Below are 20,133 nucleotides of genomic sequence, written 5' to 3'. Positions count from 1 at the left end.
AACTAAGCCTATGACTCTTTTATCGATTAGTGATTGGATGGACGCGAGAGTCATTAAGTCAATTATTGCTGTTTTACTTGCTGCTTTTTTATTTATAAAGTACCGCAAACAGATTTACGCGAATAAATGGGCTTTAATTATTATCCTTTCGTTGATTTGGGGAAGTTCCTTCATTCTCATTAAAAAAGGACTTGTTGGTCTTAGCGCAATGCAATTAGGGGCTTTGCGTATCATCATGTCCGGAATTGTGGTTATTGGTTTGGGGTATAAACAATTAAAAGAAATGCCTAAGGCTTCCTGGAAATATCTCATTTTGGCCGGGTTTTTAGGTACATTTTTCCCATCTTTTTTCTTCGCTTATGCGGAAACAGAAATTGATAGTGCTGTGGCATCTATGCTTAATTCACTAGTGCCTTTAATTACTATCATAACGGGCGTTTTATTGTTTAGAATTAAAACTGGATGGATGCAGGTATTGGGTGTACTAATTGGGTTAAGCGGTACAGCAATCCTAATTCTCAAAGGAGCGAGTATCAATCCTGACCAAAACTACTATTATTCTTTATTTGTAATTAGTTCCACTGTGATGTATGCACTTAACGTGAATATCGTAAAGCGTTATTTGCAAAATCTAAATGCATTGGGATTAACAGCTGGGACTTTTTTGTTTATTGTTCCTTTTGCATTGGGAGTTTTGATATATACGGGCTTTTTTAAAACTGAAGTGATGACTTCGAATAAGGTTCTAGTCTCCATTGGTTATGTACTCTTGTTATCGGTTTTTGGTACAGCCTTGGCAAAAGTGTTATTTAATAGATTGATACAAATATCGAATCCTGTCTTTTCTACATCCGTTACTTACTTAATGCCTGTCGTAGCTATTTTTTGGGGACTGTTAGATGGAGAGCGAATTACGCTTGTTCAAATATTGGCAGCCGGATTAATTTTAGGTGGCGTGTATTTAGTGAACAAGAAAGCACAAAAAAAGGAGCCCTAAAGCTCCTTTTTTGATATCATTAAAGTAATATTAGTTAAAGTCAGCGTCGCTTACTCCTTCATTTACTTTAATTTCTTTTACAATAGTTTCAATAGTTTGTCCCATTTGAGACTGCTTGTATAGGAATGGGAATTTTATTCCACCTACTTCTTTATAATCACCAAGGCTTAAACCACTTTCCATAGTTTGACCACCCATACTTACTTTGGTAAGGTCTTTTACTTTTAAGCCAGTTTCAACATCATATAAAGCCGATTTGGAATCGTTTAGCTTAATCTTATAAGCGTCTTTGCCATCAACCTTCTCAATTCCTTCGAATTTGATATTGGCATTATCAACAAATTTCATTTCATAAAATGGATATGATTCAGTTACAAAGCCATTAAGCATGTTTGCATCCATATCTCTCTTTTGACCTTGGATCATCATGTACCCTTTATCCTTGTTGACAACTTGTTTTGAAACAGAATTCCCCCCCATTTTAATATCTTGAGAAAATTGTTTTTTGCTAGTCTTACGCAACTCATAACCCAAAGTCATACCAGAAGCTTTCGCTTCACCAACAATTAAAACAGAAGTTACTTTTGAAAGTTTGTCAGCTCCGCCAATAGCATCAATATATTTTTGAAGTACCGATTTAGCCGTAACACCTTCAGGTGCTGCTTTATTGAAATCTGGTTTTGGAACCGACTTTCCGTTCTTGTCATAAAATTTGATAGGAAGTGGTTTGCCATCATATCGCATATTCGAAAGTGACTCAGCGATTTCGCTTCCTTTTCCAGTTACAATAACACGTGCATTTTTAGCTGCAAAGTGCTTTTGCGCTGCTTGCTGAACATCATCAATAGTAACCGCTTCAATTTTTTGAAGATAGGTCTCATAATAATCATCTGGCAAGTTTTGAATTTCGATATTTAGCGCATAGTTCGCAATAGTTTGTGGGCGCTCAAGTGCACGTACAAATCGACCAACATATTTTGCTTTTGTGTTTTTAAGATCTTCAGCAGAAACCTTTTCGTTTCTAATTTTATTGATCTCATTTAAAAACTCAACTACTGCACTATCGGTCACCGCATTCCTTACAGTGGCGCCTGCTCTAAATAATGATTTACCATATTTGTTGCTACCTACACTAGAATATGCACCGTACGTAAAGGCCTTATCTTCTCTTAAGTTTAGAAATAAACGACCTTCTCCACCGCCACCTAAAATTTGATTAGCGATTAATGTCGGAAAGTAATCTGCATCATTCATTTTAAGATCAGTGGTGTTGACAACTGAAATTTCAGATTGAACAGCATTTGACATGTCAACAAAATTGATCTGTGTGTACTGTACGTTATTAGGATCGGAATATGTCACTGAAGGAGCAGCTGCTTTTCTCCAGTCCTGAAATTCCTTTTTCACTAATTTTTTCACATCCTTTGCATCCACATCACCCACAACAACCAGATAAGCATTCTCTGCTGCGAAGAAATCACGGTGATATTTCTTTACGTCTTCAAGCGTTACATTGCCGTATGTTTCTTTAGTCTCAAATTCACCATAAGGGTGATTTGTACCGTATGCAAGAGCGCTTCGAACACGACCTGCCGCTGCACCAACATTTTTCTCATCAGCTTTTAGTCCTTCGATAGCCTGATCTCGTTTTGCGTCTAATTCTTCCTGAGTTAATAATGGATTTTTTACGCCATCGGCCATTAATTCTAGTACTCTTGGGAAGTATTTTGATAATGAAGAAGCAAATGCACTACTAGATCCAAAGCCAATACGAGCCCCTAGAAAATCAACTTCGTCATTATATTCATCTTTTGGAATAGTGGTTGTACCATTACCCATCATTGAAGATATTAAACCAGATAATCCGGCTTTGTCTCCTTCTAGATGTGGCGGATTGTCAATTCGCAAACTAGCCGAAACTCGAGGCAGTTTATGATTTTCTACAACTAATACTTTTAAGCCGTTACTTAACTTAAAAGTGTATGGTTTTCCTAAGTTTATGGTAGGAGCAGGGCCTGGTTCAGGTTGTTTGCTTCTGTCTATTTGTGCTTGCGCGACTATTGTAAATAAAAATAGAAATGCAAGACTTAAGATTTTACTTTTCATGTGTTCTGTTTTCAATGCTTTTTAGTTTTCTTTAGCGCTTTCAGGTAAGTACTCTAACTCAACACGTGCGTTTGGCTTCAAGTATTTTTTAGCAACACTCATAATCTCTTGTGGAGTGATTGAACGGTAAATATCAATTTCAGTATTAATTAGATTGACATCATCATACAACATATAATATGTAGCCAATGAACTAGCAATTCCTTCTACACTTGAGTTTGAACTTACAAATCTGTTTTCAAACTTATTTTGAAGTTTTTGATAATCACGATCAGAAATTAATTCAGTTTGAAGCTTTACAATTTCGTCATCAATCTCTTTTTGAAGATCTGCCATGGTGTTTTCACCTTGAGGCAGTGCAAACAAAATGTACATGCTATAATCTTGAAGGCCTAAGTTGATTGCTTGAACAGCTAATGCCATTTTTTTCTCGTCAACTAAGCGTTTGTATAATTTAGAACTTTTACCATCACTTAAATAAGAAGAGATCATGTCTAACACACGAGCGTCTCTTGAAGCGAAACCTGGAGTTCGGTATCCGTTTACCAAAGCGGGTATTTGAATGTTCGAGTCATATGCTTTTGCTTTAATAGCCTCTGTAATATCAGTTTCTACTGGATAATTACGTTCAACATCTTTTCCTCTAGGAACAGCTTCAAAATAATCTTTAATCATTTTTTTGGTAGAGGCTGTTTCAAAATCACCTGCGACAACCAGAACAGCATTATTAGGAACATAGTATTTTTCCTTAAATGCCAAAAACTCTTCTAAAGTTGCAGCATCTAAATGATCCATATATCCAACATTAGGATCTTTGTACGGATGCTTTACAAATAAGTTTTTTTGAATAGCTTCTAGGATTCCGGCATAGGGACGATTGTCATAACTCTGGCGTCTTTCTTCTTTTACAACTTCGTTTTGTGTATTTACACCTACAGTATCAATTACTGGGTGCAGCATACGCTCAGATTCCATCCAAAGTCCTAGTTGAAGATTGTTTGATGGAAATACTTCGTAATAATAGGTTCTATCTAAAGAGGTTGTAGCGTTGTTAGTTCCTCCATTAGAACTTACAATTTTAAACCATGAACCGCGTTCGATATTTTTGGTGCCTTCAAATAATAAATGCTCGAAAAAGTGAGCAAAACCAGTTCTTTCTCGATCGCCATCTTTCCCTCCAACTTCATACATCACCGATGTGGTTACTACCGGCGCCGTGTTATCTTGATGAAGAATAACATGAAGACCATTGTCAAGGTCGTATTCTTCAAATTGTACTTCTTGTGCACTTGCTGTAAATCCGGCAAGTAAAACAGAAGCAGCTAGCAAATGTTTTTTCATTAGTGTTTTTTTTGTTTAAAATGAATTTTTAACTGGTAATAGGACGTACCCTAAATGGGATTGTTACATCTTTTTTGCAAAAATAACCATAGTTAAAGTAATGATGATTGAATGATGAATAGAATTTGAAGAAAGTTAGGTTTCCTTATTTGAGATAAAATCAGTACCTTTTTGGTGGTATAAATCATAAAATCAGATAATTATGTTAAAAGAGGCAGGATCTTCTATACGTTATGCACTATTTATCTTCGCAGGCTTGGTTGCTTATTTTTTGATATTAAGATTATTTGGTTTGCACGAAAATCCATGGTTGCGCTTATTTAATGGGATAATTGTATCATTTGGTATTTATAGTTCTATCAAGTTTCATAAGGCAGACACTGATGAAAATTTTAGTTATGGTAGCGGATTTAGAACAGGACTGTTAACGGGTTTCATTGCTACTGTACTTTTTGTGGTTTTTATGGCTATTTATATGTATCACCTAGACCCAGCATTTGTTGATACTTTATTAGACTATTGGAGGTCCTCATATGCACAAGGCCCCGGTATATTAATTGCGATTCTTATCATAGAGGGCTTCGCTTCTTCAGTGGTCTTAACGCTTGCTTTTATGCAACTGTTTAAAAGAAGCAGAAATATTCCTCAAGCCACTTAAAAACAGCTCGAAAAACCCTTTGCCAATTAATTAAATAGAAGTATATTTGCAACCGCTTTTGAGGAAAGGTATGTCCTTTTGTTAAAGGTTTAGTTGTAAAAAAATAACAATTTTTAATTAACACGTACGCTATGTATGCAATTGTAGAGATAGCAGGGCAGCAATTTAAAGTTGCGAAAGACCAAAAGGTTTTTGTACATCGTTTAGCTTCTGAAGAAGGAGCTAAAGTTTCTTTTAACAATGTAATGTTATTAGACGATGCTGGCAAAGTAACCATTGGCGCCCCAGCTATAGACGGTGCCGCTGTTGAGGCAAAAGTCTTAAAGCACCTGAAAGGTGACAAAGTAATCGTTTTCAAAAAGAAAAGACGTAAAGGTTACAAAGTAAAAAATGGTCACCGTCAGTCATTGACTGAGATCATTATTGAAGAAATTAAAGCAAGTGGTGCTAAAAAAGCTGCACCTGCTAAAGCAAAAGCTGAAAAGCCAGTAGCTAAAAAGGCTGCTGCTCCTAAGAAGGAAGAAGCTAAGCCAGCTGCAAAAGCGAAAGCTGTTGCTCCTAAAAAAGAAGCTGCGCCAAAGAAAGCCGCTCCTAAGAAAGCTGCTAAGGCTGATGATCTTAAAAAAATCGAAGGTATTGGGCCTAAGATTGCTGAGACATTAGTTGCTGCAGGAATTGCAACCTTTGCAGATCTTGCTAAAGCAAAACCAGCTAAAATTTCTGAGATCATCGAAGGTGTTCGTGGAAATCACGTTACTGACACATGGCCAAAACAAGCTAAATTAGCTGCTGATGGTAAGTGGGATGAATTAAAAGAATTACAAGACAAATTAGACGGTGGAGTAGAAAAGTAATTTTCTCCATCAAGTACTAACAATATAAAACTTTAGACAATGGCTCATAAAAAAGGAGTAGGTAGTTCTAAAAACGGTAGAGAATCAGAATCGAAACGCTTGGGTGTTAAGATATTTGGTGGTCAAGCTGCCGTTGCAGGAAACATCATCGTAAGACAAAGAGGTACTGCGCACAATCCTGGTGAAAATGTGTATGCCGGTAAAGATCATTCTTTACATGCCAAAGTAGATGGTATTGTAAAGTTTACGAAGAAAAAAGACAACAAGTCGTATGTTTCTATTGAGCCTTTTGAGGCTTAAGAAATAGTTTTTCTTTACAAGAATTTAGAAACCCTTTTTCCGTTAGTTCGGGGAAAGGGTTTTTTTATGAAGTTCCTTCAACTGCCCCCGTTTTAAAATAGCTGGCATCAATGACTAATGCAAATAGACCTTTGTCTAGGGGTGATTAAGTATATAATTGTAAATTGTTTTTAATTAAAATATAAGTTTATGAAAAAAGTATTGACAGTTTTCTTATTTACAGTGATCTTGATTGGCACTTCGGCAAAAATGGTGGCACAGGAGATTACAAAGTATGACTATTTGGAAATTATTGTAATTCAAAAAGCTAATAATAGTGGTAAGATTAAGCGTATTAAAGTCGAAGAGCAAAAATCATTAGTAGGCAAGGTAATTACGATTAAAGAACTTGAAAAATTAAAGGGGACTTCTGATTTACTAAACTACATGAACGCAGCTAACTGGGAGTTTGTAGATAGACAGTCGGTAGTATCTGAAGAGAATGACCCTGTTTGGATGAGCTATATTTTTAGGAAGAAGAAGGGATAATAGCCCTAAGTATTTATTTTTGTTTGACCTTAATCTTACTACCTGGGCATTTGCAATGCCGCAACCCTTGTTCAATTGCTTTTTCTTGTGTAAGCTTTGTCACTTTTGATTTGCATATTTTAAATGCTCCATGTTTTAATGTAGGATGGTATACTTTGCTTTTCCCGCAGCGATAAACGCTATCCTTAATACTTTCTAATGGAATTGTGAAATAAGAATTGTCAACATTATTAGGAATTACAGCACGAATATTGGCGTTATGTGGTGGTTCATTATCATTAAAAAGATTGAGCTCTTTTGATTCTCTACCCAAGAAAAAGGAAAGTGCAACTACAAGTAGAAACAGAGGATCTTTAAGCCTCTTTATTTTCATCTAAAGAAAGATTAGAATTGAGCAATCCCTATTAAGAACAGAAATACGGTGAACAAAAATATTATTAATGGAATGGTAACGAACCAAAAAACTAGTTTAGAAGTGTTGCTGCGGATTAATTCATTTTTATGAATGTTAACCTTAAGGTCGTACAATATTTCACGTAATATTTGCCCATCCGTATCGCCATTATGTTGCTCCTCGAATACTTTTCTGTTAGGGAATTTTTTCATTTTTGTTTTACTCTTTTTCGTAATAATTTACTGTAGTTAATAACTGTTCTTCAAATTGATAGATGTCATCAATTGACTGGAGATATTGCTTAGCTTCCTTTTTATTCTCGTCAAAAAGGCCTAAGTATTTTTTGCCTCCATTTAAATGAAGTCGGCAAAGTGGTTTTCTGTTATTATTATCCAACAATATTCCAAAGTATGATTGGGTGTCACGATGGACTATTCTACCAACATCTATCCTGCGTCTTAAAATGGCAACGACAATTCTAAAGCCGTCTAACTCTTCTTCGGTTGTGATGATTTTGCTTTCTTCTTCAATGTCGCTATTTGTTTCCAGTTGTTGCTTTTCAGCTTCTTTATTAATGGCGGCATTCAATCTATCATTTACATTATCGCTAATAGTTTGACTGAATGCTTTCTGTACTAAATCTTGGAATTCATCAATAACACGCTCGGTTAATCTGCCTGAATATATCTGACTAGCAAATAATCTTACCAAAGGCTCCGTTGGTGCTTTTAACTCCTCATGAATTAGTTTTTTTATCTCTTTAGTATATTTTAATGAACTTGCATTATCAACAATTTTTTCTTCGTCAAAATTTGATTTATGAAACTTGGCAATTTCATTAACGGTATTCTCTTTTAATCGTGTAATATCAAATTCTAAAAATGGCTTTTCATCCATTTTATTAGCAACATCTAAATCGGTGAAAAACCTGTATTCAATACCATTGGTTAAAAGAGCAAAGCGAGAATGTGTCGTATGGAAATACCGAAATAATTGAGAATTGTGAGAATTTAAATTTTCTTCCCAATGTTTGCATTCTATGATAAGGATGGGTTTCCCATTTTGAAAGATAGCATAATCAACTTTTTCACCTTTTTTGAGACCAATATCAGCAGTGAATTCTGGCATTACCTCAGTAGGGTTATAAGTGTCGTAACCTAATACATTAATAAAAGGCAATACAAAGGCATGTTTTGTTGATTCTTCCGTATTTATCTTGTCTTTTAACTGATTTATTTTTTCAGCTAGAGATTTGAGTGAGTTTATTAATTCCATAAATATTTTTATTCTAATAACAATTGCATAAATAGTCCATTATGTATTTATGAAAACGTTTTCCGTATGAGTCTGATTCCCTGTAGCTTCCGTATTGAAAATTTGACCAATTTTGAGATGGAATCCCACAGAAAATGTATGTCTTAGTTGAAAAACTATATTCGTTTTTCTTGATTTCGGCAACAACATAGATCTTGTAGTCATAACTGTATGCTGTAACCTTATGCAACCAAGACGAATCAAGAGTATAACTGCTAAGTGTAGATTTTCTATATCCATTATCTTCTATGAACTCTTGCAGGTCTTCACAACTCACTTCTTGTGAAATGGTAATAGAACAAAAGGAGAATCCAAAGACTAGGAATAACGCGAACTTTTTCATTTTAGATTTCTTGATTTTTAAAAGCCTCTGACAAGTCTGGATTTTTTGAAACTTGTGTTTCAATCCATAAGTAATAGTTTGATATGATGTCGTTGACATAATTATTTAGTGTTATGAGGATAACATTTTATATTGGTTTTAGTATATGATTATCTTACTATCTCTTTCCGAGTTTATGGAATAATAGGTATATTCATTGTCGTACTTATACCACTTGTAATTTGCCCTTTTGAATCGAAAATCATCCAGTGTTTCAAATATTGTTGATTGCATGTCTTTAATATTTTTATTATTAGCAAAAAGACCCCCAGTAAATTGAATGGTAGATTTTCTCTTCCCAAAACTTACCACCTCAATATTGGTTTCCCATAATTTCTTTTTCAAAATTTTCACATACTCCACTCTTATTTTTGGAAACTCTCGGATTTGTAATTTTTTTAGATTGATTGAAATGTCCTGCCTTAGTTTTTTAATAACTTGATTATTTTCCATTTTGGCTTCTTTTGCCATTTTCCCCCATGTTGAGAACAGGGCTACTTCGATTATAAGACTAGAAACATGACCTCTGTATTCGTCACCATTAAATGATTTGATTGATGCTAATTCTTTCTTCAGCTTTTCAATTTCTTTTTTTTCATTAGCCTTGATTTGAACAATTTTTATACTATCTAGAGCTTTAGCTTGAATTACTTTTAAGCTATCAATTCTCTTAAGTTCATCTACCCATGCAATACTATCGTTTACAAAATTTTCACGTTTTTGTACTTCTATAATGCTATCTGCCTTGGAAATTAAAAGTATGGAGATCTTGTACGTTTCTTCTTTTTCTTTTATTTTTTTAAATTTCTTGATCGCATTTTCATAATCTCCGTTATCGTAAAGAATTTTACCTTCCTCATAGTAATTTGTGTTATTACATGAGAAAAATGAAAAAAGCGATACTAAAAAAAAGCAAATCTTAATATTCATTTTGCCATCTGTTAATTAATAAATCCTACTTCAATTGATTTTTTGCTAATTCTAATAGCCTAATGAGTTTGATATAATCATTCTGTTTTAACAAAATCATAGAGTTTCTATCATTTTTGTCGATTTTCAAATAAAGAATCCATTTACCTTTGCTCCAATAGCAGCCAGCTTCGAAACCGCTTCTACTTTTAAATGAAATTTCAGTGTAATTTTCCACAGTCGAGGTAAGAACATTTCCGTTTATTATTTTTAATGATTTTATTAAACCATCTATTTCATCGGTATCTAAATTTGCAATCTTTGTACTGGAATAATTACTAGCGGCATAATTTTGGACTCTTAAAGAACTTATAGAATCTCCAGAAATCATATCGGTAATCTTAAGAATTTGTACTTCCATTTTGTTGATTGTTCCAAGTTCAATAAATTCCTTTTCGATTAAGGCTCCAGCTCTAGAAGAGAATTTTTCTGTATTGCTTGCATGCTCTTCAATATTTTTATTTTGAGAAAGTGTTAGATGAGTAGTGGCTAACAAAAAAATGGATACTATTATTCCTTTCATGATTGTATTGTTAATAAAGAGATCATATAAGACCTCTAGCATTTGATGTGTTTTGTTTAGCTGGTATGGCAATCTCTAGAACAATAGTAGCATCCATTTACTTGGGAGTAGTATTTTTTAGCTTCGCGGACAGCAGGTTTACAATTATCAAAAAGACCTAAATAGATTCGATTTTCTTCTTGAGGAAGCCAGGAACAACCTGATTTATGTACTTCATGGTCTCCATTAGATTGGGCGTTTCTGTTTACGTAGTATCTTGGCATAACTTTTTTTAGATTATTAATTTTCGCACTCCAAACCTAAACCCATTAAAAGACAATCCCTTACGGATTTCCGTAAGGGATGTTTTAATCATTAAAAAAATGATTGGGTATTACACTGTTAACCACAAAAAGTAGTATCCCCTAACAATACAGTGTAAGCTGTTTAAATAAGTTGTAAGTCTTTTACTATGGTAACTAAGTGCACTGTAGTTTGTGCATTAAAATCGTCGCGTAGGTCTTTTAGTCGTTTTTCAATGGCACTGCGACTGTTAGGTGTGATGCCCTGTTTTTTAAAGTGTAGCTCTATTTGATCTTGAGTGAGCCCGTTGGCTAAATGAGTGAGAAGTTGTATTTCGTATTCGGGCAATACGACTAGATTATTTCTTTTTAGAGTAGTCGCTAGTTGAGGAGATATATATGATTTATTTTGTGCTACTTTTTTAATAGCTTCTTCTAATTCAGCAAGTCCTTTTCGATTTTTTAAAACATAACCTTCAACCTCGCAATCATTAATTAATGTACTCGCAATTTGTGGATGGTCCTCAATGGTAAATACTATTATTTTTAAGTTGGGTTGTTCCTTTTTTAAAAGGGCTATTAATTCTTGTCCTGAGGAAAGCGTCACATTTCTATGATCTTTTTTAAAAGAAAGGTCACAGATCAATAATTCGAAAGGGTTTTTGTCATAAATAGCACGCTTTATTCTTAATAAGGCGTCATCACAATATTGTGCGTGAGAAATATGTTGAACCTGAAGTCTTTCAAGAATAGAATGGACACCTTGATTAATACTTTCAATATCCTCGGCGACCAGAATTTTTTTAAACATAGGTAACGGGGTTTAATAAGGAATTTGAATGTGGGCATTAAAGCCATTTTCATTTTCAGTATCAAAAGTAAGTGTTCCATTGACGGATAAAATACGGTTTTCCACATTTTGTAAACCATTTCCCAAAATCAATTTACCATTACTAATGCCGACTCCTTGATCGGCATATAACACTGTTAACTTTTTAGAAGATTTTGTAAAACTCAATGTGACCCACTTAGCATTGCTGTGTTTTCTCATGTTGGTCATAAACTCCTGTAATACTCGGTATAGTATCACCTTTTTCTCATTCGAAAGTTGCTTCCATTGTATGGTGTCAATTCCTTTTAAGATAATTTTCACTCCACTTTGACCATAACTGCCGATCATGCTGGTCAAGTTTTTTCCATAGTGTTCTCCAATATGAATGTTAGTATTTTCTTTAGAAATATCTCTAGTACGATGATAAATATCTTCTAATTCATCAATCACTTTGGGATTGGTTTGTTCATTTTCAAGTTGTGTCATGACGTTGAACATATCGTTAGCAATCTCGTCATGAACCTTTTTAGAAATTCGGGTTTCTGTAATGTAGGCAGCAAGTAGTTTTTCTTTTCTGTGTTTTGATTTTAAATAGAGGAATAAAAAGGCAGCCCCAAAAATTAGAGAAAGTAATAATGCTAAATAAAATAGTATTGTCTTTTCCTTTTTTAGATTTTCCGTTATCAGTAGTTGATTTTCATTTTCTTTTTTATCAACTTCATATTTAACTTTAGCGAACTGATTTTTGGCAACCTCTTTTACTTTATTCAAACTATCACTTAATCTAACATACTCCACCCCATAATTTTTGGATACTGTAGGGTTGGATAATGCAATTAACTTTTGTAATGCTAAAAGAACATCTTCAGTACTATTTTGCTGTTTGGCAGTTCTTAAATAGCGTTCGGAAAAATCAATAGCTTTTGCGGTGTCTTTAGTTCTATAATAATCAGACAAGTGCGAATAACTTGCTTGTAAATCATATGTTAAGTTGTTATTTTCTCGAATTTCTAAAGCTTTTTTATATTCGTCTGTAGGATTATAAGTCGGGTTGAATCGCCATTGGGTAAAGGCAAGATTATCTATTAAGCGGGCTTTAATCTTAGCATTATTAATTGGTGTTTCAACAGATGTTAGGATTTGAATAGATGCTTGATAGTCCTTTTTTGCGCTGTAAGTATTTGCCATATTTATCAGAACCCTTGCCGAATCAATTCTGTTGCTTGAGGTAGACAGTGCCTGTTTATATGATTTAATAGCATCGTCGAACAATGTTCTCTTTTTTTGACTTATTGCTATGGCGTTGTACGCCTTATAACCGTATTTTTTATTCACTACTAAATCGAGATAGTTTAGTGCATTAACTGCACTTGATTCGGAGCCCAAATAATCACCAAGTTTTTCCTGTAAAATCGCCATATCAACAAACCTTTTACCAGCTCTTTGGTTATCGCTTAGTTTTTGATAGTTTTTGGTGGATTCTTGAAAATTAAGATAAGCTTCTAAATTGTTATTTAGAACTCTATATGTGGAGCCTTTGCGATAAAATGCTTCTGCTAGATATTTAATGTTCTTGGTTTCATTCGCAATAGAAATCATAGTATCACATGTTAATACTGAGTTTCTATGCATTTTCAATTTGTTCTGATGAAATATTTTTTTGGATAGCAGATATAATGTGAAAGAGTCTTTTTGAAGTTTTCTTTTTTCTAGTTCATGATTGATGAATGTCAATTTTTCCTCAGAACTTTTTCTTTTATCCTCTAATATCTCTGGAACAGAATTAAAGTCAGTTACATTGACTTTTCTTTCGCTAGAATCACAACTAATACAATAGGAAATAAAAAGGAATAGAAAATATTTAATATTGGAAAGCGATAATCTTCTTATAATCATATTCCTAAAATAAGAAAAAGCCACATTACTGCGGCTTTTTTATTTAATGAAGAAATCGACTAAGGGTTTTCTTCTTCTTCCTCTTCACCATGTCCTTCTTCTCCTCCGGTTGCTGTTTGATTTTCATACAAATCAGTTGTTTCAGCAACACTATCAGGATTGCAAGAAAATAATAACATATTAAATACGATGGCAATTACTGCCAGGAACACTTTTTTCATGATTATTTGTTTTAAAAATTTGAAAAAAGGGTTGCTGTCCGGGTCCATGACTCAGATATTCCTAGGGTTTTCAGCAACCCGCTAAATGGCAGCGTACGTCTGCGTTTTTGGGAAGAATGGAAAGTGTAATACGGTAGCTAATAGCTTCTTCCCATTTGGCTAATAACTAGCCGTATTACGGATTTCCACATGAACAGATCTATTGCTTTTGTTATGTTAGTAAAGCGTTACTTGAACTGTTCGAAAGCGAATTAACGGCAGATTTAGAAGTAGATGTTAGACATCTTATCGACATGTTTTGGAAAAGTATTCGACAAGAATTATTTTTCTATATATCACAATGAAAAACAACACTTTAACTAACCTAAAATGAGCTGGGTAAAAACCGAAAGAGGAAAAAGAATTATTTTATTAATTGAAGAAATATTTAAAAAAGCAGAGAAAGATTCTAAAAAAAATACTGGAAATGGATTATCTGAGTATTTGTCTGATACAATAGAGAAACAATTTGGAGATAGAATAACCAAGGAGACTTTTAATCGTTACTTTAATCAACATATAGCTAACAGTACATCTAGAAGGACGAAACCATACGACAAAACTTTGGATATTTTGAGTAGGTATTTGAAATACAAAGATTTTAAGGATTTTGTGGAGAGAAATGAAAGTGAGTTTGAAAAGGTGAAGAGAGAATTTGAAGAGGTAAAAAAAAGATGCAAAAGAAAGTTAACAATAAGTTGGTTTTTTAGTTTTTTACTTTCTGTCTTTTTGATCTTTTTCATTTCAAAGTATTATAAGAAAAACTGTATGATTTGGGTGGATGATCACTATGAAAAGATTCGATGTTCTGGACTAGACAATGAAGTGAAATTTAATCCAGTAATGTTAGAAAATTTTAAGCAAGTCCCATTATGTGATACTACTACCATTATTAGAAATGATAGGCTGGTTTTGTGGTATGATAAATCAGATAACAAGGTGACTACATTTACATATCCGGGAAAGCATCCTACAAATGGAAAAACGTTAAAGGAAATGACGCAGTATATTAAGGAAACATATGTAAAACCATGTGATTCAATTAAAAATGTAATAAGAAAAGGTAAAAGTTAATTCTAAGCTTAGAGTCAAAGTAGATTTCATATAGAACTACAATTACTTTTAATCAGATGTTTTAGGAATAGAATAATGTAACATTTATACGGTAATAAATACTAATTAGAAAATATAAATAATGGCACTCCACTCCCTTTTCGGTCCGTCTAAAGACGAAATCTGGCAACAAATTGCCAAAGACATCGATGGTGAATTTATTGATCGCGGTTTTTGGAAAACAAATGTGTTGCGTTACTCGCATAAAGAGTGGGAGTTGTTGTTAGATACCATTCATAGGGATAAAATGACCTTTACGCGTTTGCGAGTTCCTTTTTTGAACAAGGACAATTTGTATTTCAAGATTTACCGTGAAGGGTTTTTTAGCGATATAGGAAAATTCTTCGGCATGCAGGATATTGAAATTGGCGATCCTCGTTTTGATGATAACTATATCATTCAATCGAACAATAATAACAAGGTAAGAAAGCTGCTTAAAGAGCCTAAGCTAAAAATGCTTTTTGAAATGGTTCCTAAAATTCATGTATCCATCAGAAAAGATGAAGGTTGGTTTGGCCGAAAATACCCACAAGGGGTTCATGTATTGTATTTTGAACAAACGGGTATTTTAAAGGACAAAGAAACCTTAAAACTACTATTTCGATTATTCACTGAGATTCTTGATCAATTAGTTCATATTGATTCGGCTTATGAGAATGATCCAAAGATGAAACTTTAATAAAAGGGTTTTCTTGGTAATACAGACAATAAAGTAAACCTATTACGACTGAAATTAAATGTGGCCCTCTTTCCAAATAATAAATAGCGTTACTGTATGAAAAAACGCAATAAACAGGTTACTAATCACTACCGAATTAGTAACCGTTCCTACCGTAAATGGTGTTGTTAATTTGTATATCACTTGTGCAAACAATAACGCAGCTACGAACTTTGGGTCTGCCTTAAAAAATAGCAGAATGGAGCTCAATAAAATTGCGATATAAACTGAAAGTAGGATCCCTCTGGCGGCAGTAGCACTTCCATAACTCACATCGACCCAACTGGCTTTAGAGAGTAGCCCATAACAAACAGGTGCTAAAACAAAGATGTTTAGGAGTAACGATATTTTAATCATGTAAGACATACTTCTTAAATTTTAATTTTCTAGTCATTCAATATATCCCGTATAATCTTTAAATGATGTTGGGTATGTACCTTTAAAAATCTTCTGGTTTGATCTCTATTTAAATTATTAAATACAGGATGTTCAAAAAAAACCTTTTCATCTAATGAATCTATTTTTTCTAGATTTTGTTTTACTTCCTTTATTTGATTGTAAATATCTTCGGTTTTAATAATCTCTGGAGGCCTAACATTTTGTGGGGATTCTGCCCGACCCCTAGGAATAAAACCAAATGTATTAGACATTAATCGTGGCACACTGAAGCTACTTTCATATAAATTAGGATCTGATGTTTCTAGATTTTCAGCAATCCTGTTAATAGTCTTTAAAGTATGATCTAGATGCCAAGCAACCGCTACTTGAGACACATTGGTGTTCTTTACATCTCGATGCTGAATATATTTTTCTAATGTGATGATTTCATCATTTAGAAAATCAGGATCTTGCTCTTTATTATTTACAATTGCAGCGGTTACAAATAACATAACTAGTACTAATGTGATTGATATTATTATTCTTTTTATCACGATAATTTTGTTTGATTAGAATTGAAATTTATACCCAAAATCTGGGAAGAAGCCTATTTGATCAACCTGATTGATTTCGTTTGTTAAGCGGTTATAACGTCTGGCAAATATATTTTCGTTTGCTGTTACGTTTTGTAAGTCTAAATAAAATTGATGCGATCGCTTTTTGGATTTGCTGTTTAGTTTTATTCCGAATTTTACATCCCATCTAAAATAACCATTGTATTGTTCACTAAAAGCAATATCATCCTGAGTTACTTCAAAGCCAGCGACTTGGGATGCTTCAAGGTCGATAGGCGTAAAATAGCGTCCACCTGAAGCCGTAATTCTAGTATCAAAAAACAGAGTGTTTTGTTTTGCTTTGCCTATTTTGAATTCTCTTCCGGTCAAGAGGTTTAGAACATAGCCATTGTTGAATGGAGAGTTGCGTTCGATACCATCGCTTCCTTCATACTTACTTTCAAATAATGACGTAGTGAGTAGTCCATAGTATCCATTGTCAAAAAATTTCTCAATAGTCAGTTCGATACCTTGGTTAAAACCTCTGCCATTATTAACTAGGGATACTTTATCGTTGCTGAAACCGAAATCGGCACCCTCTGTTAAGGTCGAGTAGAATGACGGGAACGATTCTACTCCAGCTTTTGAGATATCTTGGTAATACACCTCAAGTTTAGCTCTCCAGCTATTTGAAAGTTTGGCATCATAACCAAGTACATAATGATCGCTTCGTACAAAGTCAAGATTGCGATTGGTTTGAATCAATGAACCACTTATATTTTCATTTAAAAATAATAAGGGTAGGGGTATTGATTGATGGTGAAGTCCATAACCAATGTTTATTTTATGATTATTAGCTACTGTATAATTAATTGCGGTACGTGGCTCAAAAACGAATTGCTCATTTAAAGAACTGTACTGACCATGCAAACCGGTATTAAGCGTTAATTTTTCAGTAAGTCTAAATTGTCCCTGAATATAAGGTTGTATGATACTTAGATTATCATCAATATTGGTGAAGTTAAAAAGATCAGGATCGCCATCACCATCACTATCTGGTTGCTCTTCGCGAGTACTTTCGTTATAATCAATTCCAAAGGTTTCTGCCAAAACGCCTATGCGTAAAGTGCTTTTACTACTGAGCTTTGAATTGAATAAAGTTGAAAAACTAAAGCGATTTTCCGTATTATCCGCTTCATTAAATAAGATAGTACGCTCTTGCGGAGTGTCTTTATCTATAAATCTGTCGGCAGTAAACTCACTTGAAGAAAATGAACCGGAAAGTACCGTCCTTAAATATGAGCTATTGCCAATAAGGATTCTATGTTTTAGTCCAACCACGCCAAAACCAGAGTCGACAAATGCATTTTCATCTTCGGCTGAGAAAAGATCGTCTTCATCAATGTCATCACCCAAAAACTCTATATCAGAATTTCCGATAATTCCGAATAAACTAAAGTTTCCTAGCTTTCCTTTGCCAAAATCAAGATTGAATGAAACATCATTATAATTTGGCGTAGCAGCAGTACCACCAGCTCCTACGCCTAAGAGACCTACCAAAGAGTATCTTCCGGCTATTAAAAAGGACCCTTTGTTCTTCCCAAGTGGCCCTTCAGCCATTACTTCGACGCCAGTAAATACTCCAACCTGTGCTGTATATTCATAATCATCAATATTACCTTTTCTAAACCCTAGGTCAAATACTCCACCAAGTGCATTGCCGTACTCCGAAGGAAAAGCAGAAGTAATAAAATCTGAGTTTTTCAGCATATTTGTGTTTAGAGCAGATACTGGACCGCCAGTAGTTCCTGCAGTTGAATAATGGTTAGGACTGGGGATAGGCACCCCTTCTAATCGCCATAATAATCCGGTTGGGCTATTTCCTCTTACTACAATATCATTTCGACTATCATCAGGAGCTGATACTCCGGCAAAATTTGCCGCAAGCCGCCCAACATCACTGCGCCCTCCTGAGAAGCGATTTACCTCTTCAACACTAAATTGTCTGGCCGATACCGCAGCTAATTTATTCAAAGCCCTGTCTTTATTGGTTTCTGTAGTTAAAACCACTTCATCTAGTTGATTGAATGATTCAACCAAATTGATATTAACTACTGCATCCTTTCCCGAAGTAACTACGATATTGGGAATGGTGGTAGTTTCAAAACCTATATAACTTACGCGTATGGTTTGTCTACCTACTGGAACGTTTTCTAATCTAAAATAGCCATCGCTATCGGTTACCACGCCTTTGGAAGATTGGGTGTTGAACAATTCAATTGTTGCTCCTTCTAATGGAATTTCTGATTGTTTATCGGTTACTAATCCTTTAATAATGCCCGTTTGCGCATGGATACAGAAAGAAAACAGTATCAATGATATTACAAGTAGTTTTTTCATGATTGATCAATTTTTACCCAAATATGAAAAACAGCATTGCGTTGTAGAAATATAAAATTCTTAAGTGGTGATTTAGTTTATTAAGCTGTCTAATAATCGTATTAAGTCGTTCTAGCTTGAAGTTTCGGACAGCAAATACAATTAAAGTGTATAAATCAACAATTCAACACTAAATAAGTCAGTTTATGTAAAATGGGATATTACTTTGAATACTGGTTGGCTATCTTTATGGTTAGCAATTGGTGCAAGAAATGCGTTTTAAACAAAAATTAAAGAAATATAGTTTGCGATTATTAGTCGTCGCGATTATCTTTTCGTTAATAAAACTTACCATTGACGAGAGCAGTGTAACCGATGATGAAGAACATATTGCAACTGCTTCATTTTACTTTGCAACTGCGGTTTTTCTTTTTTTCTATACTTGGGAGACGAATGATTGGATGGTAAAAAGATACACCCGTCTACACCCAAATAGTGCACTAGATCTTTCTAGCAGTTTACGGATTTTATTTATCAATATAGCCTTGTTTTTGCCGGTTTCTGCTACAATATATTATTCGGGCATTTTTGTTTTTGATGATCTTTGTCGGTTAAATCCAGACGACCCTTGGTTGCGATTCCGGATAGATTTTTTGCGATCTATAGTATTGTGTTTAGGTCTAATGGCATTTAATCTTTTTTATTATTCATTAAAACAAAGTAAAGAAGTTGAAAATAAGTTACATGAGGTTGCGAAAGAGGCTACGCTGTCTAAGTACAAGTCATTAAAGGATCAAATTAGTCCGCATTTTTTATTTAACAGTTTAAATACCTTAACGTCACTCATGTATGAAGATAGGGATTTGGCATCAGACTTTGTTTCTAGATTGGCATCGTGCTATCGGTATATTTTAGATAATAGAGAGCAAGATTTGGTAAGTTTAGAAAAGGAGTTAAACTTTTTAGATTCGTTTATTTTCATGATGGATGTGAGGCACAAAGATGCGGTGGTCATATCAACCAATATTATGGTAAATCCTAAAGATTTTGTGCTCCCAACTTTATCATTACAAATGCTTGTGGAAAATGCGTTAAAGCATAATTATTTTTCTAAAGAAAAGCCACTGCAAATTCGAATAGAAGCTAAGGATTTTGAGATATCAATAAAGAATAATTTACACAAAAGACCAGCGGAAGAACCAAGCACTCAGCTAGGCTTAAAAAATATTCAAAAGCGCTATTCGTTTTATACTGATAAAAAAGTAGGCTGCGTGGTTGCTGAAGGTTTTTTTAGGGTTACTATTCCACTGTTATCCAAAAATGTTAAACCATTATCGCTATTAGCCGTTAGTTAGT

The 20,133-nt window shown here is 34.1% G+C and carries 23 protein-coding genes; 8 read left to right on the top strand and 15 right to left on the bottom strand.

What is annotated here, in order from left to right; all coding sequences use genetic code 11:
* Positions 1–10 precede the first annotated feature (10 nt).
* Positions 11–997, top strand: a complete 987-nt coding sequence (locus tag GWK10_RS07375) for a DMT family transporter (protein ID WP_239540725.1) — start codon at positions 11–13, stop codon at positions 995–997.
* 30 nt (positions 998–1,027) lie between these two features.
* Here the strand turns inward: GWK10_RS07375 and GWK10_RS07370 are convergent, their stop codons facing one another.
* Positions 1,028–3,103, bottom strand: coding sequence for a M16 family metallopeptidase (locus tag GWK10_RS07370; protein ID WP_164031012.1), 2,076 nt, complete (start codon positions 3,101–3,103; stop codon positions 1,028–1,030).
* Positions 3,104–3,124: 21 nt separating this feature from the next.
* Entirely contained in the window at positions 3,125–4,444 is a 1,320-nt protein-coding gene (locus GWK10_RS07365) for a M16 family metallopeptidase (RefSeq protein WP_164031009.1), read from the bottom strand.
* Positions 4,445–4,646: 202 nt separating this feature from the next.
* Here GWK10_RS07365 and GWK10_RS07360 point away from each other — a divergent pair, with 202 nt between their 5' ends.
* The 4 genes from GWK10_RS07360 to GWK10_RS07345 all read left to right on the top strand — a co-directional run bounded on the left by GWK10_RS07360 (position 4,647) and on the right by GWK10_RS07345 (position 6,784).
* Positions 4,647–5,102 carry a DUF4199 domain-containing protein gene (locus tag GWK10_RS07360; protein WP_164031006.1) on the top strand — a complete coding sequence of 152 codons (456 nt, stop codon included), beginning with the start codon at positions 4,647–4,649 and terminating at the stop codon, positions 5,100–5,102.
* A gap of 131 nt (positions 5,103–5,233) precedes the next feature.
* Positions 5,234–5,956: a 50S ribosomal protein L21 gene (gene rplU, locus GWK10_RS07355; protein WP_164031003.1), complete on the top strand. Its 723-nt coding sequence runs from the start codon at positions 5,234–5,236 to the stop codon at positions 5,954–5,956.
* Between the two features lie 39 nt (positions 5,957–5,995).
* Positions 5,996–6,256 carry a 50S ribosomal protein L27 gene (rpmA, locus tag GWK10_RS07350; protein ID WP_164030999.1) on the top strand — a complete coding sequence of 87 codons (261 nt, stop codon included), beginning with the start codon at positions 5,996–5,998 and terminating at the stop codon, positions 6,254–6,256.
* Positions 6,257–6,445: 189 nt separating this feature from the next.
* Complete coding sequence (locus GWK10_RS07345) at positions 6,446–6,784, top strand: hypothetical protein (RefSeq protein WP_164030996.1); 339 nt, start codon at positions 6,446–6,448, stop codon at positions 6,782–6,784.
* Positions 6,785–6,797: 13 nt separating this feature from the next.
* Here GWK10_RS07345 and GWK10_RS07340 read toward each other — a convergent pair whose 3' ends face one another.
* The 10 genes from GWK10_RS07340 to GWK10_RS07295 form a co-directional block, all read right to left on the bottom strand.
* Positions 6,798–7,157 (bottom strand): hypothetical protein, encoded by a 360-nt coding sequence (locus tag GWK10_RS07340; protein WP_164030991.1) that lies wholly within the window; start codon positions 7,155–7,157, stop codon positions 6,798–6,800.
* Between the two features lie 11 nt (positions 7,158–7,168).
* Positions 7,169–7,390 carry a hypothetical protein gene (locus tag GWK10_RS07335; protein WP_164030988.1) on the bottom strand — a complete coding sequence of 74 codons (222 nt, stop codon included), beginning with the start codon at positions 7,388–7,390 and terminating at the stop codon, positions 7,169–7,171.
* Between the two features lie 7 nt (positions 7,391–7,397).
* Entirely contained in the window at positions 7,398–8,453 is a 1,056-nt protein-coding gene (locus tag GWK10_RS07330) for a type I restriction endonuclease (protein ID WP_164030985.1), read from the bottom strand.
* Positions 8,454–8,466: 13 nt separating this feature from the next.
* On the bottom strand, positions 8,467–8,835 hold the full coding sequence (locus tag GWK10_RS07325) for a hypothetical protein (protein WP_164030982.1): 369 nt from the start codon (positions 8,833–8,835) through the stop codon (positions 8,467–8,469).
* Positions 8,836–8,973: 138 nt separating this feature from the next.
* Entirely contained in the window at positions 8,974–9,804 is an 831-nt protein-coding gene (locus GWK10_RS07320) for a hypothetical protein (RefSeq protein WP_164030977.1), read from the bottom strand.
* 25 nt (positions 9,805–9,829) lie between these two features.
* A complete protein-coding gene (locus GWK10_RS07315) occupies positions 9,830–10,366 on the bottom strand; it encodes a hypothetical protein (protein WP_164030974.1) in 537 nt (178 codons plus the stop codon).
* Positions 10,367–10,422: 56 nt separating this feature from the next.
* A complete protein-coding gene (locus tag GWK10_RS07310) occupies positions 10,423–10,629 on the bottom strand; it encodes a hypothetical protein (RefSeq protein ID WP_164030971.1) in 207 nt (68 codons plus the stop codon).
* 163 nt (positions 10,630–10,792) lie between these two features.
* Positions 10,793–11,458 (bottom strand): response regulator, encoded by a 666-nt coding sequence (locus GWK10_RS07305; RefSeq protein ID WP_164030968.1) that lies wholly within the window; start codon positions 11,456–11,458, stop codon positions 10,793–10,795.
* 12 nt (positions 11,459–11,470) lie between these two features.
* Positions 11,471–13,375, bottom strand: coding sequence for a tetratricopeptide repeat-containing sensor histidine kinase (locus GWK10_RS07300; RefSeq protein WP_164030964.1), 1,905 nt, complete (start codon positions 13,373–13,375; stop codon positions 11,471–11,473).
* A 59-nt stretch (positions 13,376–13,434) separates the two neighbouring features.
* Positions 13,435–13,596, bottom strand: a complete 162-nt coding sequence (locus GWK10_RS07295) for a hypothetical protein (protein ID WP_164030960.1) — start codon at positions 13,594–13,596, stop codon at positions 13,435–13,437.
* Positions 13,597–13,965: 369 nt separating this feature from the next.
* Here GWK10_RS07295 and GWK10_RS07290 point away from each other — a divergent pair, with 369 nt between their 5' ends.
* Both GWK10_RS07290 and GWK10_RS07285 read left to right on the top strand, forming a co-directional pair.
* A complete protein-coding gene (locus tag GWK10_RS07290; protein WP_164030957.1) occupies positions 13,966–14,709 on the top strand; it encodes a hypothetical protein in 744 nt (247 codons plus the stop codon).
* Positions 14,710–14,830: 121 nt separating this feature from the next.
* On the top strand, positions 14,831–15,427 hold the full coding sequence (locus GWK10_RS07285) for a DUF3137 domain-containing protein (RefSeq protein ID WP_164030954.1): 597 nt from the start codon (positions 14,831–14,833) through the stop codon (positions 15,425–15,427).
* Between the two features lie 54 nt (positions 15,428–15,481).
* On the opposite strand, the gene GWK10_RS07280 is transcribed toward GWK10_RS07285, so the two are convergent.
* The 3 genes from GWK10_RS07280 to GWK10_RS07270 are packed head-to-tail and all read right to left on the bottom strand — an operon-like array spanning position 15,482 to position 18,798.
* On the bottom strand, positions 15,482–15,832 hold the full coding sequence (locus GWK10_RS07280) for a hypothetical protein (RefSeq protein ID WP_164030951.1): 351 nt from the start codon (positions 15,830–15,832) through the stop codon (positions 15,482–15,484).
* A gap of 20 nt (positions 15,833–15,852) precedes the next feature.
* Entirely contained in the window at positions 15,853–16,398 is a 546-nt protein-coding gene (locus GWK10_RS18625) for a DUF1569 domain-containing protein (protein ID WP_164030948.1), read from the bottom strand.
* A gap of 15 nt (positions 16,399–16,413) precedes the next feature.
* Positions 16,414–18,798 (bottom strand): TonB-dependent receptor, encoded by a 2,385-nt coding sequence (locus tag GWK10_RS07270; protein WP_164030945.1) that lies wholly within the window; start codon positions 18,796–18,798, stop codon positions 16,414–16,416.
* Positions 18,799–19,049: 251 nt separating this feature from the next.
* On the opposite strand from GWK10_RS07270, the gene GWK10_RS07265 reads away from it, so the two are divergent.
* A complete protein-coding gene (locus tag GWK10_RS07265) occupies positions 19,050–20,132 on the top strand; it encodes a sensor histidine kinase (RefSeq protein ID WP_164030940.1) in 1,083 nt (360 codons plus the stop codon).
* Position 20,133: the final 1 nt, after the last annotated feature.

The organism is Spongiivirga citrea (genome assembly GCF_010671565.1).
Taxonomy (GTDB): Bacteria; Bacteroidota; Bacteroidia; order Flavobacteriales; family Flavobacteriaceae; genus Spongiivirga; species Spongiivirga citrea.
This window is presented reverse-complemented; position numbering and strand designations above follow the sequence as displayed.